Source organism: Myxococcus sp. MH1, assembly GCF_059738865.1.
In genome coordinates, this window is record NZ_AP026947.1 from 4137757 (window position 1) to 4164407 (window position 26651).

Sequence of the window (26651 nt, forward strand, 5' to 3'; positions counted from 1 at the left end):
CGCATCGCGCCACACGGAACGGTTGACGGGCGAGGACGGGCGGATTAACCCCCGCCGTTCTCATGGCCTGGTTTTCGAAGAAGCCGCGCATCGCCGTCGACACCCAGCAGCAGCCCGAGCCCGGACCGTCTCGCATGGAGGGCCTGTGGGCCAAGTGCGAGAGCTGCGACGAAATCATCTACCGGCAGGAGCTGGAGAAGAACTGGATGGTGTGTCCGCACTGCGACCACCACCACCCCTGGAACGCGCGCGCGCGGCTGGCGACGCTGTTGGATCCGGACAGCTTCGAGGAGTTCGACAAGGAGCTGGAGCCGCAGGACCCGCTCGGGTTCAGTGACTCGAAGAAGTACAAGGACCGGCTGAAGACCACGCGCAAGAGCCTGGAGGAGAACGACGCGTTCATCTCCGGTGTGGGCCGTATCGGCGGGCACCCGGTGTCCGTGGGCGCGTTCGTCTTCGAGTTCATGGGCGGCTCCATGGGCTCGGTGGTGGGCGAGAAGGTGGCGAGGACCTTCGAGCGCGCGCATGACCTGAAGTGCTCCGCGCTCATCTTCTCGGCGTCCGGCGGCGCGCGCATGCAGGAGGGCATCTTCTCGCTGATGCAGATGGCGAAGACGTCCGCGGCCATCGCCCGCTTCCGCACTGGCAACAAGCCCTACATCTCCGTGCTGCTGCACCCGACGACGGGCGGCGTGGCGGCCTCGTTCTCCTGGTTGGGGGACGTCATCCTCGCCGAGCCCAAGGCGCTCATCGGCTTCGCCGGTCCGCGCGTCATCGAGCAGACCATCCGCCAGAAGCTGCCCGAGGGCTTCCAGCGCTCGGAGTTCCTGCTGGAGCACGGGATGATCGACAACATCGTCAACCGCAAGGACCTGCGCGCCCGGCTGGGGCAGATCCTCGGCCTGCTGGGCTGAGCCCGCGCGCTCATCGGCATCCCTCATGAGCGCGCCCAGGACACCGGAGGAAGCACTCGCCTTCCTCTCGCGGCTCAACCCCTCCGGCATCAAGCTGGGGCTGGAGCGGGTGAGCGAGGCGCTCGAGGCCCTGGGCCACCCCGAGCGCCGCTATCCGGTGCTGCACGTCGCCGGCACCAACGGCAAGGGCAGCACCTGCGCCTTCGCCGCCACCGCGCTCCAGGCCGCGGGCCACCGCGTGGGCCTCTACACGTCCCCGCACCTGGTGCGCGTCAACGAGCGCATCCGCGTGGGCGGCGAGGACATCTCCGACGAGGACTTCGGCCGCGCCATCCTCGACGTGCTGGAGCGCTACCCGTCCGCCGTCGCCGAGCCGATGACGTACTTCGAGTTCGGCACCGTCGTGGCGCTGTGGCACTTCGCGCGCGTGGGCGTGGACGTCGTCGTGTTGGAGACGGGGCTGGGCGGCCGACTGGACGCGACCACCGCCGCGCCCTCCACCGTGACGGCCATCACCCCCGTCTCGTTCGACCACATGGAGTACCTGGGCAACACCCTGGCCGCGATCGCCGGCGAGAAGGCCGGAATCCTCAAGCCCGGCGTGCCCTGCGTCGTCGCCCGGCAGGCCCCCGAGGCGCTGGAGGCCATCGAGGCCCGCGCGCGGGTGCTCGGCGTGCCCCTCGTCGTGGAGGGGCGGGACTTCGAGGCGCGGCGGCAGCCTGACGGGAGCCTCACGTACCAGGGCGTGGCGTGGCGGCTGGAGCGGCTGCGTGTGTCGCTTCGAGGCCCCCATCAGGTCCAGAACGCGGCGGTGGCGCTGGCCTGCCTGGAGAGCCTGTCCTCGCGTGGCGTGGCGGTCTCGAGCGAGGAGGCGAAGGCGGGGCTCGGCTCGGCGCGCTGGCCTGGACGGCTGGAGGAGGTGGGCGAGCGACCGGTCGTGCTCCTGGATGGCGCTCACAACCCGGCGGGGGTGGAGGTGCTGCTCGCGTCCCTGCGCGCGCTGTACACGGGGCGCCCGGTCCACTGTGTCTTCGGCGTGGTGGCGGACAAGGACCGGGGGCCGATGATGCGGGCCCTCTTCCCCGCGTGTGCCTCCGTGCAGCTGACGCCCCTGGAGACGTCCCGCTCGCTTCCACCCACGGCCTATCTCGACGAGGCGCGCGCCCTGGTGCCGGACGTCACCGCCTGGCCGGACGTGGACGCGGCGCTCGCGGAGGCCCGGCGGCGCGCGGGCCCGGAGGGACTGGTGCTGTGCACCGGCTCGCTGTTCCTGGTGGGCATGGTGCGGGCGCGACTGGGGACTCCCTGAGGGGTCGGCTCACGCCACCTTCCCGACAGGGACCTGGGGCAGCGGGGCAGGGCGCGCCGAGGCCCGCCTGCAGCGGGTGACCTTCCAGGATGGGCCTTGCGTCCAGGACGGGCAAGACACACGGGCCGAGGGGGAATCCTTGGCGCGTTGCATCAGCCGCCGTAGATTCAAGGCATGCGCCTGCCGGACTGGAGAGCCGCGACCACCACGGGACCCGCCATCCCGTCCATCGACGAAGTCGACTTCCGGGCGCTTTACACGAAGACGAAGTACGTGGTGGAGACGGCGGACGGCTGGTCGCTGGTCATCACGCGCTACCGTCCGGTGAAGCAACCGTTCGCCCAGCCGCTGTTCGGCGAGCCGCTGCTGCTGGTGCATGGCTTCTCGCAGAACCGTCACACGTGGACGAGCGGCCAGTTCGTCAAGAACCTGCTCTTCTTCGGCGTGGACATCCACATCCTGGAGCTGCGCGGCCACGGCAAGAGCTCCATCGCCTTCCAGAAGGAGCGCGCCGAGCGCTTCAAGCGCCCGCTGCCGCCGGACCTGGACTACGGCTGGGACCTGGACAGCTATTTCCTCTACGACCTGCCGGCCGCCGTGTCGGGCGTCAAGCGCATCACCCGCCGCGAGCGCATCTTCTACTGCGGCCACTCCATGGGCGGGATGCTGGGCTACGGCTATACGGGCATCCACGACGACTTCGAGGGCCTCATCACCATCGGCTCGCCCGCGGACCTGGGGCGGGGCTTCATGGCGCTGCGCATGCTCGCGCACGGCGCGCCCATGCTCGCGGGGATGATCGACATGACGCTCGCGGGGGTGAACCTGGGCGGGGACGTCAACGGCCTGGGCAAGAAGCTCCTGTCGCGCGGCGTGGGCGCGTTCAACGCGAAGCTGGGCCGCAAGCTGGTGCCGGAGGAGCGCCGCAAGCTGCGCTTCGACGCGGTGCCCGTGGACCTCATCCTCAAGTTCGTCGAGCGGCAGATTGGCAAGGCGGAGGACTCGCCGCTGTATCAACAGCTCACCACGCGGCTCAACCGGCTCATCAACCCGGAGCGCGTGGGCGCCGACGACATCCGGTGGCTCCTGCGCGAGGGTGGCGAGCGCGAGCCTCGCAAGGTCATCGAGCAGTTCGCCCGCTGGATCCGCCGCGGGGAGATGGTCTGCTACCGCACCGGCTACGACTTCAAGCGCGGCTTCGAGAAGATCCACATCCCCATGGCCATCATCTTCGGGGACATGGATCCGCTCGCCTCGGTGGAGTCCACCCGGAGCGTGTATCGCGCGGCCAAGAGCGAGTACCTGCTCTGGCGGCCGGTCAAGGGCAACAGCCACATCGAGCTGACGATGGGGCACGACATCCGGCAGATCTGCTACGACATCAAGAACCTCATCGAGTACGCGCGCACGCACCGCAACCGCGCGCCGTCCCTGCCTCGCCTGCGCTAGCCCTTCGCGCGGCGGTGTGGCTGGAAAGTTGGAGGGTGATGGGCGCGTGCTAGCATCCGAGCCCACTGTCAACGTGAAGGGGAGTGGTCGATGAAGGCCTCAGCGGTGTGGCTGCTCGGTGTGGTGCTCGTGCCTTGCATGGCGCTCGCGCAGGCTCCGGCGGCGAACCTGAACACCATCACCAGCGTGCAGGTGAATGGCGGGACGGTGACCATCTCCGGCTCGAAGAAGGCGAACTTCACCACCTTCACGATGACCGACCCGCCCCGGCTCGTCATCGACATCGCGGAGGCCGTCTTCAACGGAGTCCCCGAGGAGACGCAGGTGGGCAATGGCACGGTGACGGGCATCCGCACCGCCAGCTACGGCTCGGATGACTCCGCCATCGCCCGCGTGCTCATCGGCTTCGAGCGCGAGGTGGAGACCGACATCCAGGCCACCGACAGCCAGCTCGTCATCAAGGTCGTCGGAGGCGCGGGTCAGGCCGTGGCCCAGGCCGCGCCCACCCAGCCCGCCACGGATGGCTCCGCCGCCGAGGCCGCCGCTCGCGCCGAGGCCGAGCGCCAGGCCCAGGAGAAGGCCGCCGCCGAGGCCGCCGCTCGCGCCGAGGCCGAGCGCCAGGCCCAGGAGAAGGCCGCCGCCGAGGCCACGGCCCGCGCCCAGCAGGACGCCGACGCCGAGCGCCAGCGCCAGCAGGAGGCCGAGGCCCGCGCCGCGGCCCAGCGCGAGGAGGAGCAGCGCGCCGCCCAGGCCGCCGCCGACGACAGGAAGCGCCAGGAGGCCGAGGCCCAGGCCTCCGCGAAGGCCGCCGCCGACGACAGGAAGCGCCAGGAGGAGGAGGCCCGTGCCGCCGCCGAGGCCGCCGCCGATGAGCGCCGCGCCACCGCCCAGGCCGCCGCCGACGAGAAGAAGCGTCAACAAGAGGACGCTCGCGCCGCCGCGAAGACGGCCGCCGAGGAGAAGCGCGCCGCCGCCCAGGCCGCGAAGGAGGAGGCCGCCGAGGCCCGCCGTCAGCGCGAGGAGGAGGCCCGCGCCGAGCGTGAGCGCCGCCAGCAGGAGCGCGTCGCCATGGCCCAGCCCCGGGAGCGCCGCGAGGTGTCGAGCGGCGGTTCGGCCGAGGTGTCCTCGCGTCGCAAGACGATGACGCTGGTGGGCTTCCAGCAGCAGGGTGGGGTGTCGCGCGTCTTCATCCGGACCAACGAGCCGGTGCGCTACAGCGTGAGCGAGACGGGCAACGCGGTGGTGCTGGAGCTGGAGAACAGCCGCATCGACCTGAGCAACAACACCCGGCCGCTGGACACGTCCTACTTCAACTCGCCCGTCACCCGGGTGGACGCGGACGCGGAAGGCCGCAACGTGCGCGTCACCGTGCAGCTGCGGCAGCAGGCTCCGGTGCAGGCTCAGCAGGACGGGAACGTCATTTCGTTGGATTTTCAGCGCACCGCTCGGTGATAAGGGCCCCCGCGCGGCCGTGGCGCGGCATACCTTGCACCCCTGAATGAGCCTCCTCGTTCCGCTCGCCGCCGCGCTGCTGGTCTCCTCGGCGCAGATTCCGCTCGCCACCCAGGTCCAGCTCCCCTCCGGCGAGACGGTGGAGCTGGCCGCCGACTTCCTCACCTACGAGGCCGACAAGCAGGTCCTCACCGCGCGCGGCCACTGCGAGCTGCGCACCGGCGAGATGTTGCTGCGCTCGGACGAGGTGACCTACGACGAGGCGAACCAGGTGGCCACGGCCACCGGCAACGTCATGTTCGTGGGCCCCGGCGGCATGGCGGCCGTCGCGGATGACGTCAGGGTGGACATCCGCTCCTTCGAGGCCACGCTCCAGGGCGGCCTCTTCATGCAGAAGAAGGGCGTCACCCAGGAGGCGATGCTCGCGGCGAAGACGCCCGAGGAGCTGCGCTCCATGGGCGAGACGCCCATCATCCTCAGCGGCACCCGCATCCGCCGTACCGGGCCCAACGCCTTCACCGTGGACGACCTGGCCTTCACCCCGTGCGAGTGCGGCCCGGGGGAGCCCACCTGGCGCATGGAGGCCCGGTCCGCCAACGTCATCCTCGGCGAGCGCGCCACCTTGTCGTGGCCCGTGGTGTACGTGGAGTCCGTCCCCATCTTCGCGCTGCCCTGGGTGTACCTGCCCCTGGCCGAGCGCCGCACGGGCTTCCTCATCCCCAACCCGAACTTCTCGGGGCAGAGCGGCTTCAGCCTCGAGCAGCCGTTCTTCCTCACGTTGGGGCGCAGCTACGACATGACCTTCACCCCGGGCTACTTCTTCGGCTCGTCGGACCAGACGGTGCTGCGGGGGCCGGAGGGCGCCAGGTTCGAAACCCAGGAGCCTCGGCTGTTTGGCGTGAAGGGCCCGCGGTTGCGCACGGAGTTCCGTTATGTGCCCAGCGAGACGGCCCGAGGCCGGGTGTCGCTCGGCGTGCTGCACGACTCCCGCCCTCTGCGAGACCCTCGGACTGGTGACTTCTACCTGTACCCAGAAGGAGCGCCCGACGCCTATACCTACGTCGACGTGCCCCGGGGCTGGCGCGGCGAGGCGTCCTGGCAGCACTTCCAGGACCTGGGCTCCGGTTGGTACGACCGGGTGGACGCGTCGTTCGTGTCGGACGGCAACTACACGCGCGACCTCACCGCCGACGTCATCCTCCAGGGCCTCGACTACCTGCGCAGCACCGCCACCGTGTTCCGCCGCCAGGAGGACTCGTACGCGGGTCTGGATGTGTCCCTGCGCCAGGACATCCGCTGGCCCTATCGCTTCTTCCAGGACAACCGCGTGCCGTCCCAGGTGGACCCGCTGCGGCCGGACCTGCCCTCGCCGGTGACCTTCCAGCGCCTGCCCGGCGTCGTCTACGCGCTGCCGGAGCGCCCCCTGTTCGGCGGCATCGTCGGAGGGCTGCGCGCCGAGTTCACCCGCCTGGCCCCCATGACGGGCGGGTTCGGGGACGAGGGCGTCGACGGCATCTTCCGCCGCGATGGCATCTACCTCCCGCTGGGCTACCACTACACGGACCCGACGTACCCGGTGGACCCGGGGCAGGGCAACGGCCTCTTCGACACACGAGACCGCGAGGCGAGAGATCGCATCGACCTCACCTCCCGGCTCGCCACGTCCATCCCCCTGGGCGACGTGGCGCGGGTGACGCCGTCGCTGGGCGTGCGCCAGGACGTCTGGGCCGGCGAGTACTCGGGCAGGACGTGGCAGCGCGGCTACCCCATCGCGGGCCTGCTCGTGGACACCCAGCTCACGCGCACGTGGGACGGGGAGAAGAACCGCTACCGGCACTCCTTCGCGCCCTCGCTGGAGCTGCGCTACGTGCCGGGCGGCTGGGGCCACGTGCCGTCCGCGGGCGCGCAGCGGGGGCCTGGGTTCGCCCAGCCCTACGACGAGGTCGACGCCGCCGTGCCCCTGGACCTGGATGGCCGCACGCGGGGCTTCCTCCAGGGCGTCTTCGCCGTGGACCAGACGCTGCGCGTCAAGGTGGGCAACGCTTACCGCGAGCCGCTGCGGCTGCGCATCGGCCAGGGGTTCGACCTGACGCGTTACGCACCCGCCGCGAACAAGCTCGGAGATCCCGAGCCGATCCTCCGTGACACCTTCGCGCGCCTGACGACGAGCCTGGGAATGCTCACCGCCGGTGGGATGGTTCGCTTCGACCCCAACTCGGGGCGCGTCACCCAGATCACCGGCGACTTCAACATCGACAACGGCAAGGGCCAGGCGCTCTACGCGCGCTACGACGACATCCTCACCACCGCCCAGGCGGCCATCGACCGGGGTGAAATCCCCAACGCCCTGGGCCCGGATTCCATCCGCCGCCCCCTGGATGCCCTGGTAGGCAGCGTATCCCGAGAAACGCCCGGCCTCCCCACGGCCGAGCGGGCCCAGGCTCTCATCGCGGGTACGCGTTTGACGCTCGGATTTGGCCTCGGGGTGCGGTACGAAGCCCTGGTGCAGCCCCTCTACCAGGATCCAACAAACCAAGAGGCGTTGAAGCCCTTCGCCCAGCAGACACTGGGCGTGTCATATGGGCCAGCGTGTAATTGCTGGCGCATTGAAGGGGTGGTGACCCTCAGACGTGATATCGGACTGGAATTTTCCGGTGTGAATTTCAGCGTCACTGGGTTGGGATCGTTCGGTTCGGGCGGCTAGGAATCACCGAAGGTGAATGGTGGTTCCACAACCCCCAAGCAGCCAGGAGAAGTATTTCGTGTCGGACCTCGGAAAACGAATCGGCCAGCGCATCCGCGAGCTTCGTACGCAGAGGCCGGAGCGGTGGACGCAGGAAGAGCTCGCGGAGCGGGCTCAGATCAGCGTCTCCTTCCTTTCCATGATCGAACGCGGCGAGCGTGTCCCTCATGTGGAGACCCTCGCCGCCCTGGCCAACGCCCTTGGCGTCAGCCTGGGAGAGTTGTTCACGGGAACGGAGCAGACCCTTGCCCAGACGGAGGACCTGCTGCGTCCCCTGTCTGACTTCGCGCGCGCCCGGGGCCTCACCGCACGGGACGTGGACCGCCTGCTCGGGGTCGCCCGGGTGATGTTCAGCGGCACCATCGCCTGAATCCCACCCCTCGGGGTCCCTGGCCGGACGCAAGGGGCCCCTCGGTCCTCCTGTCCTGTCCTTGACTGGACGGTAGGTAGACCGGGAAGATGGCGGAAATGCGCTGTGCGCCGCGTGCGCACAGCGTGCTTCCTTCTTCGTCCAAGGAGTCTTCGCTGATGCGTCCGGGTCTTGCCTCGTGGATGGCCCTCACGAGCATGGTGTTGTTGGCGTGTTCCTCGCCAGCTCCCGCCACGCTTGAATTCGTGGATCAGAATCCGGCCAGGCCGCGTCTGGGTGAGATCACCACCCTGCGTTTCCGGGCGGTGGACTCGCGTGGCATGCCGCAGGCCGGCACGCAGGTGCGGTTCTCACTGCAGTCGGAGGTGCCGGGGGTCCAACTGTCGCCGGCCGAGGGGACGACCAACCCCGGGGACGGCATCGTGTCCATGCAGGTGACGGCCACGGGAGGCCGTGTCACCTCCGTGGTGGTGGTCGCCTCGGCGGGTGAGGGAGCGGAGGCCAAGTCGGTCATCTCTCCGGTCATCAGCTTCGCCGGCACCAACTCGAGCTCCCGCCAGCTCACCTTCCAGTGTGGTTCGTGGTCCGGTGAGGCCTCCGGTCTGCACCACGCCATCGGCGCGTGGGACGAGGCCCGCTCGCTCATCGCCGGCGTGAAGGTGAACTGCATCGCCCACGTGGGTGATCGCAACGGCGACGGCATCGAGGGCGCCCAGGTGTCCTTCCTGACGGAGGCCGGCACCATCGGCCCCACCGCCACGTCTCTCACGGACGTCGTGGGCAACGCGCAGGTGCTCTACAAGACCTCGCTGCCCCTGCCGCAGGACGTGGACCCGGGTGAGTTCACCTGGAACCCCACCAACGACGCCACCCACACGGGTGAGTATCTGGCGCCGCTGTGGATGCAGCCCTTCCTGTGGGAGCAGAACCCGCTGGCCGCGCACGGCACCCCGCCGCAGCCGCAGTCGAACCGGCCGGAGCCCCAGCGCGCCGACCCCATCCGCCCCAACAAGATCAACAACCCGCGCGACAACCTGGTCTCGCTCATCGCCGTCACCTCCGGCGAGGAGGCCTTCAGCGACGACAACAACAACGGCCAGTGGGACACGGGCGAGGCCTTCGTGGACCTGACCGAGCCCTTCGTCGACAACAACGACAACGGCACCTGGGACGCGGGCGAGCGCTTCGTCGACACCAACGGCAACGGCCGCTGGGATGGCAAGAACGGCGTCCACGACACCAGCACGCTCATCTGGGTGCAGGAGCGCATCCTCTGGACCGGCGTGCCGCACTCGCTGGACCGTCCGGACACGGTGCGTCAGATCTCCCCGCCGCCTCCGGCCACCAACGTCGCCATCGACCACTTCGGCTCGGCCAGCGCCACGTTCCTGGTGGCGGACCCGTGGTTCAACATGATCGCCCAGAACTCGCAGGGTGACGGCTGCAACTCCGGCGCGGAGGGCCCGATTGAGATCGAGCCGGCCATCACCGGCGCCATCCCGCTGACCTACCCGTCGTACGCCGTCGTGCGCTACCTCATCAAGGACAAGCACGACGTCTCCCAGGAGCCTCAGCCGGGGCCGTTCCCCCAGCCCATCCCCTGGAAGTCGGACGCGGTCTGCACGTACACGGCCGCCCAGCTCGACGGCCACAAGGTCCAGGTCGTCGCCCCCACCGTGACGGGCACCGTGCTCTAGACGCGGTGGACGCGGGCTCCCGGTGAAGTACCCATTGACCCCGGGAGCCCACGTCCGTAGGGTCCACCTCGGCTGATTGAAGAATCAACCGGCCGGTGGAGGACGTCGTGGGCCAGAGCAAGTCGGCGGCGGACAACGGCAACCGCGAGAGCGAACGCCGCCGGACCATCCTGCGGGCGGCCATCGATGTGTTCGCCCGCAAGGGCTATCACGGGTGCCGCATCGCGGACGTGGCCAAGGAGGCCGGCGTCGCCTACGGCCTCGTGTACCACTACTTCAAGAACAAGGATGAGCTGCTGGAGACCGTGTTCGACACGGGCTGGAGCGGCTTCGTCACGCGCGTGCGCGCGGTGGTGGAGGGCGAGGGGGCGCTGGCGCAGAAGGTGCGCGGCGTGGTGGACGTGGCCTTCGAGGCGTACCGGGTGGACCCGCGCGCGGTGAAGGTCCTCATCCTGGAGATTGCCCGCAGCCCCGCGGGCTCCCGCATCAACCGGCAGACGGCCTTCGTGGACGCCATCCGCCTCTCCTCGGAGCTGTTCACCCGGGCGAAGGAGGCGGGGGAGCTGCGCTCGGACACGGACCCGCTGCTGTCGTCCGCGCTGCTCTTCGGCGCCATCGAGATGGGGCTGACGGCCTTCGTCACGGGGCTGGCCGACGCGCGCGACACCCAGGCTTTGGAGCGCGCGAAGGCGCAGATCGCCGAAACCTTCCTTCACGGCGTCCTGGCCGACGCGTCGCCAGGCGCGGAGTCCCCTGCATGGAAGCCGGAGAAGTCGTCGGAGAAGTCCGCTACGAAGTCCAAGGTCCCCAAGCGCACCTGACCATCGACCGGCCCCGGGCGCGCAATGCCTTGTCGCCCACGGTGGTGAAGGCGCTGATGGACGGGCTGGACCGCGCGGACGCGGACCCCGCCGTGCGCGTGGTGGTGCTCACCGGCGCGGGCGAGAAGGTCTTCTGCGCGGGCGGGGATCTGGGGCAGATGGCCGGCGACGGCGGCTTCCTCGCCACGCACGATGGCCGCCGCTCCTACGGGAAGCTGCTGGCCCGGTTCCAGGAGGCGCGCAAGCCCACCGTGGCGCGCGTCAACGGGCACGCGCTGGCGGGCGGGCTGGGGCTGGTGCTCGCGTGTGACCTCGCCGTGGCGGTGGAGGGCGCGGACTTCGGCACGCCCGAGATCGACGTGGGCCTGTTCCCGATGATGATGATGGCGCTCCTGCAGCGTCACGTGGGCCGCAAGCGCGCGCTGGAGCTGGTGCTGACCGGGGACAAGCTGCCCGCGCGCGAGGCGCTCGCGCTGGGGCTGGTCAACCGCGTGGTGCCCGCCGCGGAGCTGGACGGGGCGGTGGCGGCGCTGGCGGGGAAGCTCGCCGGCAAGAGCCAGGCGGTGCTCGCGCTGGGGCGCCGGGCCTTCTTCACCGCGGAGGACCTGCCGCTGCCGGCCGCGCTGGAGTTCCTCGCGTCCCAGCTGTCGCTCAACGTGCTCGCGGACGACGCGGGCGAGGGCGTCTCCGCCTTCCTGGAGAAGCGCCCGCCGAAGTGGAACGACCGCTAGCCGCGCGCCGTCAGGGCGTGCCCAGACGTGTCTCCCCGCTGGCGACGGCGGGGAGGGCGGGCGGGAAGAAGTCCAGGCGCAGCAGCGACTCGCCGTCCACCCAGATGCCGTCCACCTTCACGCCCCAGTGGAGGTGGGGGCCGGTGACGCGGCCGGTGCTGCCCACCAGGCCCAGCTGCTGACCCTGCTGGAGCTTGTCGCCCTGCTTCACCTGGATGCGCGACAGGTGGAAGTACGCGGTGAAGAGGTCTCCGCCGTGGTGCACCAGCACCGTCTTGCCGGCGGAGTAGTTGTCGCGCGCCATCACCACGGTGCCCTCGTTGCTGGCCAGCACGGGCGCGCCCGGGTCTCCGTCGATGTCCACGCCGAAGTGCTGGCTGGACAGCTTGCCGTTGAACGTGCGCCGGTCGCCGAAGGGCGCGGTGATGCGGTCCTGCCGGGGCCACGCGAAGTTCTGGGCGAAGTGGGGCGCGCTGAACGGCTGCGAGAAGGCGGCGGCGAAGGCGCGTCGGTCCGCGGCCATGCGCGCCTTCACGGAGGCAGGCGGCGCCACGTACTTGCCCGACACCTTCAGCTCGCGCGAGGGGTAGCCCGGCTCGACGATGTCCAGCGTGCCCGTGAGCTCCAGCGGCGCGCCCTCGGCCGAGCCGGGGCCCACCACGAGCACGGGAGCGGTGCCCGGCGTCAGCTCCACCGGCAGGCCCGTCACCGCGAGGAAGCCGTCTCCCCACGCGAAGAAGCGCAGCGGACGTCCCGCGAGCGTGCCCGTGGGCATCCCCGCCATGCCCCGCACCGTCACGATGACGGGGTCTCCCGGACGCGCCGAGCCGGGCTGGAGCGACAGCAGCGGCTGGACCTGGGCCGTCGTCGACGCGGAGGAGGAGAGGGCCGCGGACGTGGGCGTCGGCTCGGAGGCCTGGGCCTTCGCACCGAGGGCGAGCAGCACGAGCAGCAGGTGGGATGGCGCGGAATGAAACCAGCGGGCGGGGTGCGGAGCCATGGGCGTTCTTTACACCACGGATGGCCGGACTCTTCCCAGGGTGAGAAATCCGCGCGTCGGATGCCTGCTTCTCTGCCCGGGAGCGCCCGGCGGGTCGCCTGCTGAACACTGCCTCGTCGGCTGCTCACCGGGCCAGCGGGACGCGCCTGGATTTGTCGGCACTTGAGCGACGCAGGGGCGCGGAATCGCGGCCCGACGGGCTGGAGGGCAGGCAGCCGGCTGCACGTCGTGGCGTCAAGCCGTACCGGCGCGCCTCCAGGCTTCCTAGCTTCTGCTCGGACCCAATTACTTTTCGGAGATTCGCGGATGCCTCGTCCCTATAGCTTCGACCATTTCCAGGTTCCGAAGACGCTGCCGAAGCAGAGCCGCAGCCTGCGTCGACGGGACAAGGCGCACCTGGCGCAGTCCCGTGCGCAGCCAGAGGAACTGGCGGCGCGCGAGGGAGTGCACTACGGCAAGTCCTTCGCGGAGACGGAGGACCTCTACAACGCCCGACAGATGGAGGCGCAGCTCCAGGAGCTGGCCCGCCTGGAGCCGGACGGGAAGTTCTCCCACGGCACCTCGGCGCCCGCGCAGCGCGCGACGAAGCGCGCCTCGCGTGAGAAGGCGCAGCAGCGCAAGGCGGCGGAGGAGCCCGTCATCCGGAGCACCACGCCCATCGGCGCGCTGCCGCCCACGCGCGAGCAGCCTCCTCGTGGCCGGCTCCCGGACCTGCTCGACGAGGCGGGCCGGCAGCTCCAGACGCTCAAGGGCGGACTGGGGGACGCGGCGAAGGCCGTGGCCCGGCTGGCGGCGCTGCCGCTGGAGGTGGTGCGGCTGGCGGCGCGGCGCCTCAATCCCCTCCACGGCTGAGCCCGCGCGCGTGGAGCTGACGCTCGTCTCGTACAACATCCACAGCGGCATCGGGACGGACGGCCGGTTCGACCTGGGCCGCGTGGGTGAGGTGCTGCGCGAGGTGGGCGCGGACATCGTCGCCCTGCAGGAGGTGGGCGACTTCCGCGGCCGCACCTCGCGCGATGACCAGCCCGAGCACCTGGCGGACATGCTCGGCATGCACATGGCCTTCGGCCCCAACGTCGTGCGCAACGGCCGCCGCTACGGCAACGCCATCCTCACCCGGCTGCCCATCCTCCACTCGAAGAACTACGACTTGAGCGTGAGGCGGCGCGAGCCCCGGGGCGCGCTGCGGTGCGACCTGGACATCGGCGCGGGTCAGCAGCTCCACGTGTTCTCGCTCCATCTGGGCCTGCGGGTGTCGGAGCGGCGACGGCAGGAGGCGCTGCTGCTCGGCTCGGACATCCTGAGGGACGCCGTGCGCAAGGACCCGGCCGTGGTGTGCGGGGACTTCAACTACTGGGGCAACGGCGCGGTGCCCTCGCTGGTGCGCAAGGCCATCCACGACGCCGCGCTGGAGCTGGGCACGCCCGCGCGCACCTATCCCACGCGGTGGCCCATGCTGAGGCTGGACCGCATCTACGTGGACGCGGGCGTCCGGCCGCTTCGGATCTTTCCGCACCGCACCGAACTCAGCCGGGTGGCCTCGGACCACCTTCCCCTCGTCTTGCGCTTCCAGGCGCCCATTCTCTCGACGCGCACGTCCGACTCTCATCCGGTGCAGCTCATCGGTTAGCGTGCGGGAGCCGGCGTCACGTTGAGTGGCTGACGCTTGTGAACGCCGGACAGAAACGCCTCGGGGAGGTTGTCCCAAAGGGCAGGGGTGCCTAGGTTGGCGCCACTTCTGTGAGGACGCGAGCGCCGGCCGGAGAGTGAATGCACGTGGGGAGCGAACAGACGGAGCGTGGGCTCACCGCGCTCGTCGGCCGCATGGCGGACAGCTTCAGTCGGCTGGTGACCCAGCACCTGCAGCTGGCGCGCCTGGAGCTCGAGGAGGACCTGAAGTCCGCGAGCATGAACGTGGCGATGATCGCCGCCTTCGTGCCCTTCATCCTGGTGGGCTATGCCTTCGCGTGCGCGGCGCTCGCGGCGGTGCTGGTCCCCTGGCTGGGGTGGGCGGGAGCGTTCGGCGTGGTGGCGCTGCTCAACCTGGTGGCGGGTGGTGGCGGCGTGGCCTGGGCGCTGCACAAGCTGAAGACACGACGGATGATGGACGACACCACGGACGAGCTGTCGCGCAGCATGGCGGCGCTCACCGCGCCGGCCCCCGTGGCCCTGGGCAACGCGCTCCAGGGCGGGGACGGTCAACTCTTCAAGGAGCCCCCGCATGGGCGCTAGCAATGGACATCCCAAGCCGATGGGGCCTCGCACGAGCGCGATGCTCCGTCAGGACATCGAGCGGACGCGCGCGGAGCTGGCCACGTCGGTGAGCGCGCTGCGCGAGGAGGTGGCGGTCGCCGCCGACTGGCGCGAGTGGGTGCGCCGTCATCCCTACGCGTGCGTGGGGGCGGCGTTCGCGGTGGGGATGCTGCTGGGCTCGCGTCGCTGAAGGCGCGCGTGGGCCCCCCGGACTTTCGCAGTTCCACTTTTCGAATCGAGGAGAGCACGTTCATGGACATGAATCCGCAGCAGGTGGCCGACCGGGCCCGGCAGCTCCAGGACCAGGTGTTGCCGCAGCTCGACGAGGCCCGGCAGAACCTGGTGGACATGAACCACCGCGTGGTGAGCTTCATCCGCGCCAACCCCGGCACGTGTCTGTTGGGCGCGGTGGCCGTGGGCTTCCTGGTCGGCCGCATCGCTTCCCGCCGCTGAAGCCGTCCTGGGACGGCAGACGAGAGAGGACACTCATGACGAACTATCCAGGGGCTTCAGGCAATGGCAACCCTTCGTCGCGGCCCTCGGGCACGGACGCGGGGTTCGGCCAGCGGGTGGACCAGATTGGCTCGGAGGCGCAGCAGCTCTGGAGTGATGCCAGGGGCGCTGTCGATGACCTGGGCCAGTCGCTGGACCTGCGCGGGCGCGTGGAGCGCAACCCGTACGGGATGATCGCCGCCGCGCTGGGCGTGGGCTACGTGCTGGGCGGGGGTCTGTTCACGCCGCTGACGGCGCGCATGCTCCGGTTGGGCGTGCGGCTGGCGGCGCTGCCCTTCGTGAAGGACGAGCTCTTGGGCATGGCCGAGACGGCGTTCCAGGGCTACCAGGCGGGTCGCGGCGCGGTGAACTCCGCCGTGTCGCGGGAGCCCGGCGCTGCGTCCGCGGATGCGTCGGTTGCGGGCACGCCCCGTCCTCCGTCCTACTAGGGTTGTCTTCGTTCCCCGCCGTTTCACCTTCCATTGGAGTCGCGCATGAACCTGAACGCCCTGAAGAAGATGGACAAGGACGACCTGCTCAACCTCATCGGCCTGGAGAGCCGTCGCAGCGCGGCGGAGGACGTGCTGCCGGTGATCGGCGCCTTCGCGGCCGGCCTGCTGGTGGGCGCGGGCCTGGGGCTGCTGCTGGCCCCCAAGCCGGGCACCCAGCTTCGGGACGACCTGCGCCAGAAGCTGCAGACCGGCCAGGAGTACCTGACCAACCAGCTGAACCGCGGCGAGAGCGCTCCGGCGCAGGGCACGCAGTCGTCCGTGTCTCGCACGGCGTGAGCCCGTGTCCCGTGGCTTCGCGCCACGTGGACGGTGTGCTCGACGAGAGGGCCCTCATCCGCGAAGGCGGGTGGGGGCCTTCGTCGTCTCGGGGTGGCGGCCGAGCGACGGCGGGGCGGGCGTGAAGCGGGTGTAGACTCCTCCCTCGTGAGTGACCTGGCAAAGGGTGACGGGGCGGTGGGACCGGAGGCGGCGCTGGCGCGGCTGCGCGCGTTGGAGACGCTCGAGTCCGGATACGAAGCGTGGTTGGAGCTGAAGCTGGAGCACGCCGCGTCCATCGCGCGGTTCCGCGAGGAGCGCGAGCGGCTGACGCAACAAGGCTCGTTCCTCCTGGGCGCGGTGCGCGCCGCGGGGCTCGAACCCTCGGCCTCGTCGGAGCCGGGACTCGCGCCCGCGTCCGCGGGGGACTTCCTGCGCGACGCGGAGGAGAAGCTCGCGAGGACGCGCGAGGCCCTGTCCGCACGCGAGGCAGAGACGGAGGCGGGCTATGCGTCCGCCTTCGCGGAGATCCGCGCGACGCTGAAGGACCGGGCCTTGCGTCACCTGTCGGTCCATCGCCCGCGGCTGACGTTGCTCCTGCGTCGCGTGGGCGCGGAGCGCTCCATCCTCCACCTGGAGCGCGTGTCCGGCGACACACCCGTGCTGCTGTGCATGCTCTTCACCGGCCGGATTCCGTCGCGGTACGGCTTCCTGCTCGACGACTCGACGGAGGACGTGGCGCTGCCGCCCGCGCCGCTCTATCCCGAGGAGGGCGTGGCCCCGGGCGACGTGCGGCCCGACGCGGCGGCCCTGGTGTCACGGGTCCGCGCGGGCGAGGAGGTCCTCCCGCTCAAGGGGATGCTGCCGCTGTCCATCCCCCGACCCGGTGGCGACGAGGACTTCTTCCGGCTCCTCCAGCGGGGCGCGGTGCTGGAGGTCGAGGTGGCGGACGGCGCGAGCTTCCGCAACGTGCTCTCGCGAGAGGAGTCGGAGCGCTTCGCCGGCCACCTGCTGCGCCTCAAGCTGTCGGGGCGCATCGAGCTGGACATCGAAGCGGGCTGAAGCGCGTTCAGTTCGTCCGGACTACGCCCACGTCGGCGGTGCCCGCGAGCAGGGCGCTGCCGATGAACAGGTTGTCGGACTCGGCGCCGCCCAGGCGCACGGCCTGGAAGATGACCAGGTACGTCTTGTTGGACTGCGGGAAGGCCGAGCCCGGGATCGTCACCTGGGCCTCGCGGTACGAGCCCGGCACCGCGACCAGCTGGAGGAACTCCACTGGCGTGGTGGGCACGTTGGAGTACGTGGGCTCGCCCTTGGAGCCGTCCGAGCCCAGGGGCACCACGGTGACGAAGCCCAGCGTGCGCTCCTTGCCGCCCGAGACGGCGGCGCGCTCGAAGCTGAGCGCCGTGCCGGACGTGTGGCGCACGAAGCCCTCGGGCGGATGGAACCGGGTGATGGCCTCCTGCACGGGCGCGTCGTCCACCTGGCCCACGTAGCGCGTGCCGTTGCGCGCGGCGATGAACTGGTAGGTGGCGCCGGAGGCGTACGTCAGCCCCGAGTCACTCCCGCCCACGTTGGTGCGGCTGTAGCTGCCCGAGCCGTCCTCGTTCAGCACCGTCGCCTGCCCACCCTGGGGCTGGAGCGTCGCGGTGGCGCCCGTCACGCCCGAGGGCTGCGAGTTCTCTCCGGAGCGCGTGCCGAAGAACACGAGCGCGGCCGTCTGGGCCGGAATCACGATGTTGTCGCCCCCATCCGGGACGAAGACCCCTCCGTCGACGCCGGCGAGCGCCAGGGCCGAGACCTCCACCTCGGGCGTGGCCAGCAGGGTGCCCACCATGACGTGCTCGGCGGTGAGCTGGGCCCCCGTCTTCTCCAGGTCGCACGCCAGGGGAGCGAGGAAGAGGGCGGTGACGGCGGCGGACATGAGGATGCGTTTCATCAGGAGTCTTCCTGGGGTGTGTGACGGGGGCGGCGAGCATAGCAGGGGCTCGTGACAGACCCCGCGCGCTGGGGAATCTCGGGGTATCCTCCCGCGCACCCGTGCAAGCACACCGCGTACACTTCGCGAGCTGGCGTTTCTTCAAGCGGCTCGGCTTCTCACTGGCGATGGCCGTCTTCTTCGGCTGCGTGCTGGGCATCCTCGTGTACCTGCGGGCGCCCCAGCCGGCGGCGCCGCGCGAGGACTCGCCCACGTGGGTTCCCTCGGGCGCGGTGGAGGCGGCGCAGGGCTGGCTGGAGGGGCTGGAGCGCCGCACCTACGACTGGCGCGTGCTGGAGCTCGGCGCGCGCTCGGAGCGGCCGGACGAGGCCGTGGTGGTGGCCATCGACGACGAGACGCTCGCCGAGGCCCGTCAGGACGACCGCCCCGGGGTCGCCACGCAGCCCTGGCCCCGGCAGCTCGTCGGCGCCATGGCCCACCGGCTGGTGGAGGAGGGGGCCCTGCTGGTGCTGTTGGACCTGCCCTTCCCGGAGCTGAGTCCCAACGCCTGCGTCAACCCGAAGCTGTCGCTCGGCGCCACGTCGAGCGATGACGCGTCCTTCCGCGAGTTCCTCGAGCGCGACCCGGGCAAGGCGCTGCTGTCGTTCTCCTGGGAGAGCCAGGGCGCGCGCGTGCTGCCGCCGGCCAGCCGCCTGTGGCCGTACCGGGTGAAGGTGGGCACGTTCCCCGGCATCAGTGAGGCCCGCGAGCGGACGCAGACGGTGCTCGCGGTGCAGCGGCCCGCCTTCGTCATCCCCGCGGGCAACCAGGTGGAGGTCTGGGGCGGCGCCACGGACGAGGCGGACGCGAAGTCGCTGGGCTCGCGGCTGGGCGCTCCCGGGGCCGTCATCGCCGAGCGGCGCGCGTCGGACGACACGTTCCGCGTGGGACCCACGGACCTGTTCGTCTCGTTGGCGGAGGTCCAGGTCGACGGGCTGGACACGTCGAAGCTCCTGGAGGTGCGCCAGCTCCAGCACCCGGTGGCGCCACTGTTGGGTGGAGGTGCGGGGTACGGCGCCGTCACGCTGACGGCGGACCCGGATGGAGTGGTGCGCGGCATCCCGCACCTGGTGGTCTACACGGCGAGGGATGGTCGCCACGTGCTGCCATCGCTGCCGCTCGCCGCCGCGATGCGCCTGGCCAACACGCGCACGCTCCGCTACGCGAACGGGCGGCTGCACGTGGGGGACGAGTACTCGGTGCCCATGGATGACTCGGGTTTCAGCCTGATGCGCTGGGATGCGCCGACGGCGGGGCGGGGCTCACGCGGCTCGTTGTCCCGCTCCATCCGCGCGTGGAACGTGCTGCTCAACGTGTTCGACGTCGCGGACGAGCGCCCCGCGCGGTTCGACAACGATTTGGAGGGGCGCACCGTCGTCCTCACGCGGACGGCGGGCGAGTCCGGGCACATGCGGGCCACGCCCATCGGTCCGGAGACGCCGGGCGGCGCCATCCTGGGACAGGCGCTGGCGAACATCCTGCGCTCCGAGGGCATCTCCCGCGCCCCGGCGGACCACGACCTGGCGCTCACCATGGGGCTGGCCTTCCTGGGGGCCTTCCTCGCGCTGTCGCTGAGCTTCCTGCTGCGCTCGCTGCGGGGCGCGTTGCTCTACGTGAGCGGACTGGGGCTCGCGGGGGCGGGCTACACGGCGGCGGCCTGCTACGTGTTCATCGAGCAGCGGCTGTGGGTGGCCATGGCGGGGCCGCTGCTGGCCATGGTGGGCGCGTTCGCCGTCACCACCGTCTACGCCTTCCGCAACGAGCAGCAGATCCGCGACTTCGTGCAGGCGGCGCTCGGCCGGTACGTGAGCCCGGAGGTGGCGCGGCTGGTGACGCGTGACCTGAGCCTGATGCGCCCGGAGCGCCGGCGGATGTCGGTGTACATCTGCGACATCGAGGGCTTCACGCGGCTGTCGGAGGGCATGACGCCCGAGCAGCTGGTGGGGCTCTTCAACGAGTACCTGCTGGAGATGGCGGCGGTGGTGCGCTCCACGGCGGGGCAGATGGACAAGTACATCGGCGACTCGGTGATGGCGTTCTGGGGCGCGCCGGTGCGCACCGAGCGCCATGCGCACCTGGCCTGTGAGGCCGCGCTCAAGATGCGCGAGGTGCTCGCGGCGCGGCAGGACGCCTGGGAGAAGAAGTACGGGCGCCGCCTGAGCTTCCGCGCCGGCGTGGACACGGGCGAAGTCGTGGTGGGCGACATGGGCAGCGAGCTGAAGTCCAACTACACCGTGCTGGGTGACGCGGTGGGCCTGGCCGCGCGGCTGGAGTCGCTCAACAAGGTGTACGGCACCTACGTGCTCGTGGGCGACGGCACGGTGACGCTCGCGGGGGACAACTACGTGTTCCGCGTGGTGGACCGGGTGCGCCTCAAGGGCCGCGCGGAGCCGCTGCGCGTGCACGAGCTGGTGGGGCGCAAGGGTGAAATCACCACGCCCCAGCAGGAGCAGCTCGCCGTCTACGAGCGCGCGCTGACGGCGTACCACCAGCGCCGCTTCCCGGAGGCGCATGCGCTGTTCGAGCGCTCCGCCACCGACTTCAAGGACTCCGTCTCCGCCGTGTACGCGGCCCGCTGCGCGCGCTTCCTCGTCACGCCGCCGCCCGCGGAGTGGGACGGCGTGCACGGCCTGGAGGAAGGGGACGCGCCGGCCATCGCCGCCTGAGCCCGCGCGGGCCGCTCAGCCGTCGTCTGGCGCCGGCGTGTCCGGTTGCCCGAACAGCTCCACGACGGGCGCGTCCTTCGCGATGTGCTCGCTCACCACGCGGCGCATCTTCTCGGGCGTCATCTCGGAGTAGTACACCTCTCCGTCCCACCCCATGAGCTGGTAGTCCTCGGGAGACAGCGGGTCCCTGCGTCGGCCGGTGTCCTCGCGGACCACCACGTTGGGCCCCATGTGGCAGAAGCCGTAGCAGCCGCCCCGGTACAGCTCGCAGCGTGGCACCAGTCCCTGGGCGCCCAGCTCCGCGCGGGCCGTCGCGTACACGTCATCCGCGCCGCCGGCCTTGCAGGTCGACCCCTTGCACACCGACAAGCGGTAGCGCTTCATCGCCAAGACAGCACCCACCCTACGCAGGCCCCACGTCGGGCGATAGCCACCAGCCCCCGCCTCTGTGCGCCTGAACGCACTCCACGCCGCCCCACGGGACGGCCGCCCGGACGCCAGACGCCAGGTCCACTGAAGAGCTGCAACGTCATCACCCGCGCCCCGAAATGACACCGGCCCGCCTGCCGCTCGAGGAGCGGGAGGCGGGCCGTGCTTGCTACCAGTCCCTACGCGCGGGACGTCTGGATGGATCTACTTCAGGAACTTCGTCACCTGGATGGGACCCTGCTGCGTCACCACCGTCTGCCCGTGCGCCACCGCGCCCTTGCCGTGCGGCGCGTGGTGGTCATGCGCGCCCAGGTGGTGCGGCGTCTTGAGCTGCACCAGGCCCTCGCCGATGCGCGTGTGGGCCTCCTTGTGCACGTGGTGCGGCTCCTCGGAGCCGTCGCGCTTGTTCCACGGGTCCGAGGGGTGCGACACCGCCGGGCCCTTCAAGAGCTTCGGGATGTCGTAGACGAAGTTCTGCCGCGTGTACTCGGAGGGCGTGTGCATGTACGTGTCCATGCGGATGGCGTCCTTCGGGCACGCGTCCACGCACAGGCCACACACGATGCAGCGCAGCTCGTCGATGACGAACTGGGTCGGGTACTTCTCGATGACGCGCGACTCGCCGTCCGCGTCCGACTCCTCGTACTCGCCCGCCTCGATGTAGATGCACTGCGCCGGGCAGATGGTCGCGCACATGTAGCAGGCCACGCAGCGCGGCTTGCCGTCCTCGCGCGGAACCAGCCGGTGCAGACCGCGGTAGCCCTCCGGGTAGATGGGCTTCTCCTCGGGGTACTCGACCGTCGTCATCAGGCTGGTGCCCGTGCGGTCCTGCACCTGCGTGTTCGTGTCACGCGTGCCGAAGAGGTTGCGGAAGAAGTGCTTCGTGGTGATGGCCAACCCGTGCAGCAGCCCCGGGATGTACATCCGCTCGCGGATGTCCGTCCGGGGGTCCTGGGTGACCTTCGTAACCTTGATGGCCATGATGGTGTCTACCTTGGTCGGGCCGGGAGCTAGTGCGAGGACGCCGCGCTGGCGTGGGACGGCAGCCCATGCGCGTCGTGCCCGTGGTCATGGCCGTGGGCGCCGTGCGCTCCGTGCGCACCACCCTCCGCCGCGTCTGCCTTCTTCGTCATCGTCAGCACCACGAACACGCCAATCTCCAGCATGCCGAAGATGGCCAGCGCCCGCAGGGACGGATCCCACAGCACCAGCGCGCCCGTGATGAACACGTTGGCCAGCGCCAGCGGCAGGAGGATCTTCCAGCCCAGCGTCTGGATCTGGTCGTAGCGGAAGCGGGGGAACGTCCAGCGGATGACCAGCTGGATCCAGATGAGGAAGACCACCTTCACCCAGAACACCGTGCCCAGGATGGTGCCGTACAGCCACCCGTGCTCCTGCATCAGCGGCTGGCTCGCCAGCCACTCGTTGCCGAAGGGCAGGTGGTGGCCGCCGAAGAACAGCGCCGTCGTCACGCCGGCCAGCACCACGACCTCCACGAACTCGGAGATCATGAACAGGCCGAACTTCATGCCGGAGTACTCCACGAAGTAGCCGATGATCTCCGACTCGCCTTCCGGCACGTCGAACGGGGCGCGCTTGGTCTCCGCGAAGGACGCGGCGAAGAAGCCGATGAACCCGATGGGCTGCAAGAGGAAGCCCCACGCCGGGATGCCCAGGTCGAACCCGCCCTCGGTGCGCCACAGGTACTGCGCCTGGCCCGTGGCCTGCGCGCCGTCCAGCCCCAGCGTGCCGACCAGCGTCGGCAGCTGCAGCGAGGAGAACGCCATGAACAGGCCGACCAGCGACAGGCCCAGCGCGACCTCGTAGGAGATCATCTGGGAGGAGGCGCGGACGCCGCCCAAGAGCGCGAACTTGTTGTTGGAGGCCCAGCCGGCGAGCGCCGTGCCGTAGACGGCCAGCGACGCGATGGCCAGCAGGTACAGCACGCCGAAGTCCGGCGTCGCCACCACCATGTCCACGTTGTGGCCGAACACATTGACGGAGGGGCCGGCGGGCACCACCGCGAACAGCGCGAACACCGGCGCGAACGCGAGGATGGGGCCCAGCTTGAACATGAACGTGTTCGCCGTGCCCGGGATGAAGTCCTCCTTGGTCAGCATCTTCAGCACGTCCGTGAGGATGTGCGGGAGACCGGCCAGGGAGCGGTTGCGGATGCCGGGCAGGTTGATGCGCGCGCGGTTGGGGCCCACGCGGTCCTGCATGAGCGCGCTCCACTTGCGCTCGGCGATGGTGAGCAGCGTCGCGATGATCATCACGAAGACGAGCATCAGGAACAGGATGTTCGACAGGCGGCTGGCGCCCGCGAACCAATACTTCTCGGCCAGGCCTCCGACCGCATAGGCCGCCGCCGAGACTCCCGCGAGCGTCGCGACGATGAAGCCCATCGCGAAGAGGACAGTCAGAACGCGCTTCATCGCTAGATACCCCTCACCCGGGGAGCACCGAACTCACGGTAGCCCGGAGGACGCCCGTCGGCGCCCGTCGGCAGCGGATTGATACCCGGCTTCTCCCGGTCCGGCGGAGACGCCTTGTCCCAGTTGAACTCCGCGAACTCGGCCACCTTGCCGGACAGCTCGCGCCACACGTCCCGCGCGCTGCTCCAGGTCGGCGCCTCGCCGCCCAGCTCGCGCGTCAGCTCCGCGGCCCACTTCCAGCCGGGGATGACGTCGCCCTTGGGCGGGTACGCCTTGCGGAAGCGCTGGGTCATCCCGTCCATCTGCGTGAACGAGCCCTCGTCCTCCACGTGGATGGACGCGGGCAGGAGCACCGTGGCCTGCGCCGTGATGGGCGACTCGTTCTTCTCCTGGACCACGAAGACGTCCAGTGAGGCCACCGCGCTGGCGAAGGCCTCCACGTCACCGGGCACCTCGGTGCCGATGGCGTACAGCCCCTTCACCTGGCCCTTGGAGAGCGCCTGGGTGAGCGACTCGTAGGTCTCCACCTTCAGGCCCAGGCCCTTGGCGATCCACTCCAGGCCCTTGCGGTTGGGGTTCTTGTCCGCCGTCTTCAGGAAGTGGTCCGCCTTGCCCGCCGGACGACCGCCCACGTAGACGGTGGTGAGGCCCAAGGTCGCCTTGGCGAACGTGAGGCCCGCCAGGAGCTCCTCGTTGGAGGACACCGGCGAGGCGAGCACCGCGAGCTTGCCCGAGCCCACCAGCGGCTTGAGCGCCTTGGCGGCGGCCTGAGCGGCCTCCTTGCGCGTCACCACCGGCACGGCCTCGGAGCCGGACTGGCCCGTCGCGCGGCCCACCCTCGCCTGGAGCACGCGGCCCAGGTTGAAGGACTTGTACATGAGCCGGCCCTGGTCACACATCCAGCTCTTGTTGATCTCCTCGTTCTCGCGAGGACGGATGCGGTAGGTGTCCTGCGACATCCAGTCCACGTACGTGTTGCAGCCCTTCGCGCAGCCGGTGCAGATGGACGGCGTGGCGGACAGGAACCACGCGCGCGCCTTGAAGCGGAAGTCGCGGCTGAGCAGCGCGCCCACCGGGCAGACGTCCACGGTGTTCATCGAGTAGTCGCTGTCCAGCTCGTTGCCCGGGAACACGTCGATGCGCTCGTGGCTGCCGCGGCCGAACACGCCCAGCTGCGGCTCCTTGGCGATCTCGTTCATCACGCGCACGCAGCGGGTGCACATGATGCAGCGCTCCTGGTCCAGCACCACGCGGGGCCCCAGGACCTTGCGCTTGTTCTTCAGCGTCTTGCCGCCCTCGAGCCGCGAGGGGCGGTAGTCGTACTTCATGTAGTAGTCCTGCAGCTTGCACTCACCGGCCTGGTCGCAGATGGAGCAGTCGACCGGGTGGTTGAGCAGCAGGAACTCCATCACCGCGCGCTGCTGCTCCTTCACCTTGGGCGTCGTCGTCTTGACGGCCACGCCCTCGGCCAGCGGCGTCTGGCACGCGGGCACCAGCTTCGGCGCGTTGGACGCCTCGATGAGGCAGATGCGGCAGTTGGCCGCGATGGAGAGGCGCGGGTGGTAGCAGTAGTAGGGGATGTCCGAGCCGACCGTCTTGGCCGCCTCGATCATGTTCGTCCCCGGCTTCACCACGACTTCCTTGCCGTCGATGGTGCAGGTGACGAAGCCCGGGTTCTTCGGCGCGGGCTTGGGCGGCGGGCCCGCGGGCGCCGCGGCCTTGGGGGGCGGCGTGACGCTGCTGGCCGCCGCGGGGGGCGTGTCCATCTTCGGACCGGCCGGAGGGTTGGAGGGCTCGGGACCGATCTTCGCCGCGGGGGTGTCCGTGGGCGCGCCCTTGGGGGGCGGCTGCGCGTCACCGGTCGGCTTCTTCGTGTCGTTGTCGCTCACTGCTCGACCTCGCCGCCAATCATGTTGATGGTGTCAAACGTGGGGATGAGGTCCGCCAGCATCTTCCCCTCGATGATGTGGGGCACCGCCGCGAGCACCGGGAAGCCCGGCGCGCGCACGTGCACCTTGTACGGGCGACCGCGCCCGTCGCTCACCAGGTACCAGCCCAGCTCGCCGTTCGAGGCCTCCGTCGCGTCATAGGCCTCGCCGGGGGGCACCTGGATGCCCTCCATGACGAGCTTGAAGTGCGCCATCACGCCCTCGATGGTTCCGTACACCTCGGGCTTGGGCGGCAGCGCGATGCGCCAGTCATCCACGATGATGGGACCCGCCGGGATGGTGTCGAGCGCCTGGCGCAGGATGCGGATGGACTGACGCATCTCCTCCATGCGGACGAGGTAGCGGTCGTAGTTGTCGCCGTGCTCGCCCACCGGGATGTCGAAGTCGAAGCGGTCGTAGACCCAGTACGGCTTCGCCTTGCGCAGGTCGTGGTCCACGCCGCAGGCGCGCAGGGCGGGGCCCGTCCAGCCGTAGTCGATGGCGTCGTCGGCGCTGATGATGCCGGTGCCCTTGGTGCGGTCGACGAAGATGCGGTTGCGCGTGAGCAACCCGTCCATCTCCACCAGCAGCTCCTCCGTGCGGGTGAGCGTCTTGCGGACCTTGTCGGCCCAGCCGTCCGGCAGGTCGCGGTTGATGCCGCCCACGCGGCCGAAGCTGGTGGTGAGGCGCGCGCCGGTCAGCTCCGTGACGCGGTCCTGGATGAGCTCGCGGGCCTCCATGCCGTAGAGGAACGGCGCGAAGCCGCCCATCTCCAGGCCGGTGGCGCCCACGCACGTCAGGTGGTCCGTCAGCCGGTGCAGCTCGCTGCCGATGACGCGGATGTACTGGGCGCGCTCCGGAATCTCCAGGCCGATGAGCTTCTCGACGGCGTTGAGGAACCCGAAGTTGTTCATCATCGCGGACAGGTAGTTGAGCCGGTCCGTGTACGGCAGGCACTGCGTCCAGGTGACGTTCTCGCAGCTCTTCTGGAAGCCGCGGTGGAGGAAGCCGATCTCCGGGTCGATCTTGACGATGGTCTCGCCGTCCAGCTCCACCTTCAGCCGCACGGTGCCGTGCGTGGCGGGGTGGGACGGGCCCATGTTGATGACCATGTGCTTGGCCTGGAGGTGCGCCTCCAGCTCCGAGCCCTCGGGCGGCAGCGAGCCGTCCGTGTCCGGATTGTGGCCCTTCACTTCAAAGTTGTGGCTGTCGGCCAT

Annotated in this window: 25 protein-coding genes; 18 read left to right on the forward strand and 7 right to left on the reverse strand. The window is 70.3% G+C overall.

The genetic code is table 11. The features are described 5' to 3' along the window. Positions 1-62 precede the first annotated feature (62 nt). The 9 genes from accD (at position 63) to AC6JA9_RS16615 (ending at position 11486) form a co-directional block, all read left to right on the forward strand. Complete coding sequence (gene accD / locus AC6JA9_RS16575) at positions 63-914, forward strand: acetyl-CoA carboxylase, carboxyltransferase subunit beta (protein ID WP_223746808.1); 852 nt, start codon at positions 63-65, stop codon at positions 912-914. A 25-nt stretch (positions 915-939) separates the two neighbouring features. Beyond that, positions 940-2223, forward strand: coding sequence for a bifunctional folylpolyglutamate synthase/dihydrofolate synthase (locus tag AC6JA9_RS16580; protein WP_223746809.1), 1284 nt, complete (start codon positions 940-942; stop codon positions 2221-2223). Between the two features lie 174 nt (positions 2224-2397). Then, on the forward strand, positions 2398-3672 hold the full coding sequence (locus tag AC6JA9_RS16585; protein WP_141329830.1) for an alpha/beta hydrolase: 1275 nt from the start codon (positions 2398-2400) through the stop codon (positions 3670-3672). A gap of 90 nt (positions 3673-3762) precedes the next feature. Then, complete coding sequence (locus AC6JA9_RS16590; protein ID WP_497960102.1) at positions 3763-5124, forward strand: AMIN domain-containing protein; 1362 nt, start codon at positions 3763-3765, stop codon at positions 5122-5124. Between the two features lie 46 nt (positions 5125-5170). Then, the gene (locus tag AC6JA9_RS16595; protein ID WP_497960103.1) at positions 5171-7828 is read left to right on the forward strand and encodes an LPS-assembly protein LptD; all 2658 of its coding nucleotides are present in this window, start codon (positions 5171-5173) and stop codon (positions 7826-7828) included. 58 nt (positions 7829-7886) lie between these two features. Beyond that, complete coding sequence (locus AC6JA9_RS16600; protein WP_141329836.1) at positions 7887-8237, forward strand: helix-turn-helix domain-containing protein; 351 nt, start codon at positions 7887-7889, stop codon at positions 8235-8237. Positions 8238-8482: 245 nt separating this feature from the next. Then, entirely contained in the window at positions 8483-9934 is a 1452-nt protein-coding gene (locus tag AC6JA9_RS16605) for a hypothetical protein (RefSeq protein ID WP_228557133.1), read from the forward strand. 107 nt (positions 9935-10041) lie between these two features. After that, positions 10042-10755, forward strand: a complete 714-nt coding sequence (locus AC6JA9_RS16610) for a TetR/AcrR family transcriptional regulator (RefSeq protein ID WP_223746813.1) — start codon at positions 10042-10044, stop codon at positions 10753-10755. Beyond that, positions 10692-11486: an enoyl-CoA hydratase/isomerase family protein gene (locus AC6JA9_RS16615; protein WP_141329842.1), complete on the forward strand. Its 795-nt coding sequence runs from the start codon at positions 10692-10694 to the stop codon at positions 11484-11486. The genes AC6JA9_RS16610 and AC6JA9_RS16615 overlap by 64 nt, the downstream gene beginning before the upstream one ends. Before the next feature lie 10 nt (positions 11487-11496). Here AC6JA9_RS16615 and AC6JA9_RS16620 read toward each other — a convergent pair whose 3' ends face one another. Beyond that, on the reverse strand, positions 11497-12486 hold the full coding sequence (locus AC6JA9_RS16620) for a M23 family metallopeptidase (RefSeq protein WP_497960105.1): 990 nt from the start codon (positions 12484-12486) through the stop codon (positions 11497-11499). A gap of 306 nt (positions 12487-12792) precedes the next feature. Between AC6JA9_RS16620 and AC6JA9_RS16625 the strand changes: the two genes are divergently transcribed. The 8 genes from AC6JA9_RS16625 to AC6JA9_RS16660 all read left to right on the forward strand — a co-directional run bounded on the left by AC6JA9_RS16625 (position 12793) and on the right by AC6JA9_RS16660 (position 17060). After that, entirely contained in the window at positions 12793-13338 is a 546-nt protein-coding gene (locus AC6JA9_RS16625) for a hypothetical protein (RefSeq protein ID WP_141326261.1), read from the forward strand. A gap of 10 nt (positions 13339-13348) precedes the next feature. Then, a complete protein-coding gene (locus AC6JA9_RS16630; RefSeq protein ID WP_223746815.1) occupies positions 13349-14116 on the forward strand; it encodes an endonuclease/exonuclease/phosphatase family protein in 768 nt (255 codons plus the stop codon). 140 nt (positions 14117-14256) lie between these two features. After that, positions 14257-14718, forward strand: a complete 462-nt coding sequence (locus AC6JA9_RS16635) for a phage holin family protein (RefSeq protein WP_223746816.1) — start codon at positions 14257-14259, stop codon at positions 14716-14718. Further along, on the forward strand, positions 14708-14929 hold the full coding sequence (locus AC6JA9_RS16640; RefSeq protein ID WP_046712963.1) for a DUF3618 domain-containing protein: 222 nt from the start codon (positions 14708-14710) through the stop codon (positions 14927-14929). Before AC6JA9_RS16635 ends, AC6JA9_RS16640 begins: the two co-directional genes overlap by 11 nt. Before the next feature lie 62 nt (positions 14930-14991). Beyond that, complete coding sequence (locus AC6JA9_RS16645; RefSeq protein ID WP_046712964.1) at positions 14992-15192, forward strand: hypothetical protein; 201 nt, start codon at positions 14992-14994, stop codon at positions 15190-15192. A 35-nt stretch (positions 15193-15227) separates the two neighbouring features. Next, a complete protein-coding gene (locus tag AC6JA9_RS16650; RefSeq protein WP_223746818.1) occupies positions 15228-15680 on the forward strand; it encodes a hypothetical protein in 453 nt (150 codons plus the stop codon). Between the two features lie 45 nt (positions 15681-15725). Next, entirely contained in the window at positions 15726-16019 is a 294-nt protein-coding gene (locus AC6JA9_RS16655) for a YtxH domain-containing protein (RefSeq protein ID WP_223746819.1), read from the forward strand. Between the two features lie 147 nt (positions 16020-16166). Continuing rightward, positions 16167-17060: a hypothetical protein gene (locus AC6JA9_RS16660; RefSeq protein WP_141326256.1), complete on the forward strand. Its 894-nt coding sequence runs from the start codon at positions 16167-16169 to the stop codon at positions 17058-17060. A 7-nt stretch (positions 17061-17067) separates the two neighbouring features. Here AC6JA9_RS16660 and AC6JA9_RS16665 read toward each other — a convergent pair whose 3' ends face one another. Beyond that, a complete protein-coding gene (locus AC6JA9_RS16665) occupies positions 17068-17937 on the reverse strand; it encodes a hypothetical protein (RefSeq protein WP_223746820.1) in 870 nt (289 codons plus the stop codon). Positions 17938-18104: 167 nt separating this feature from the next. On the opposite strand from AC6JA9_RS16665, the gene AC6JA9_RS16670 reads away from it, so the two are divergent. After that, the gene (locus tag AC6JA9_RS16670; protein ID WP_223746919.1) at positions 18105-20642 is read left to right on the forward strand and encodes an adenylate/guanylate cyclase domain-containing protein; all 2538 of its coding nucleotides are present in this window, start codon (positions 18105-18107) and stop codon (positions 20640-20642) included. Positions 20643-20657: 15 nt separating this feature from the next. Here the strand turns inward: AC6JA9_RS16670 and AC6JA9_RS16675 are convergent, their stop codons facing one another. From AC6JA9_RS16675 to nuoD, 5 genes are all read right to left on the reverse strand, one after another. Continuing rightward, positions 20658-21026 carry a (2Fe-2S) ferredoxin domain-containing protein gene (locus AC6JA9_RS16675; protein ID WP_223746821.1) on the reverse strand — a complete coding sequence of 123 codons (369 nt, stop codon included), beginning with the start codon at positions 21024-21026 and terminating at the stop codon, positions 20658-20660. Between the two features lie 249 nt (positions 21027-21275). After that, on the reverse strand, positions 21276-22052 hold the full coding sequence (locus AC6JA9_RS16680) for a NuoI/complex I 23 kDa subunit family protein (protein WP_223746822.1): 777 nt from the start codon (positions 22050-22052) through the stop codon (positions 21276-21278). Positions 22053-22081: 29 nt separating this feature from the next. Next, positions 22082-23506, reverse strand: coding sequence for a complex I subunit 1/NuoH family protein (locus AC6JA9_RS16685; RefSeq protein ID WP_223746823.1), 1425 nt, complete (start codon positions 23504-23506; stop codon positions 22082-22084). Positions 23507-23508: 2 nt separating this feature from the next. Then, positions 23509-25395: an NADH-quinone oxidoreductase subunit G gene (locus AC6JA9_RS16690; RefSeq protein ID WP_223746824.1), complete on the reverse strand. Its 1887-nt coding sequence runs from the start codon at positions 25393-25395 to the stop codon at positions 23509-23511. Further along, complete coding sequence (gene nuoD, locus AC6JA9_RS16695) at positions 25392-26651, reverse strand: NADH dehydrogenase (quinone) subunit D (protein WP_141326252.1); 1260 nt, start codon at positions 26649-26651, stop codon at positions 25392-25394. Before nuoD ends, AC6JA9_RS16690 begins: the two co-directional genes overlap by 4 nt.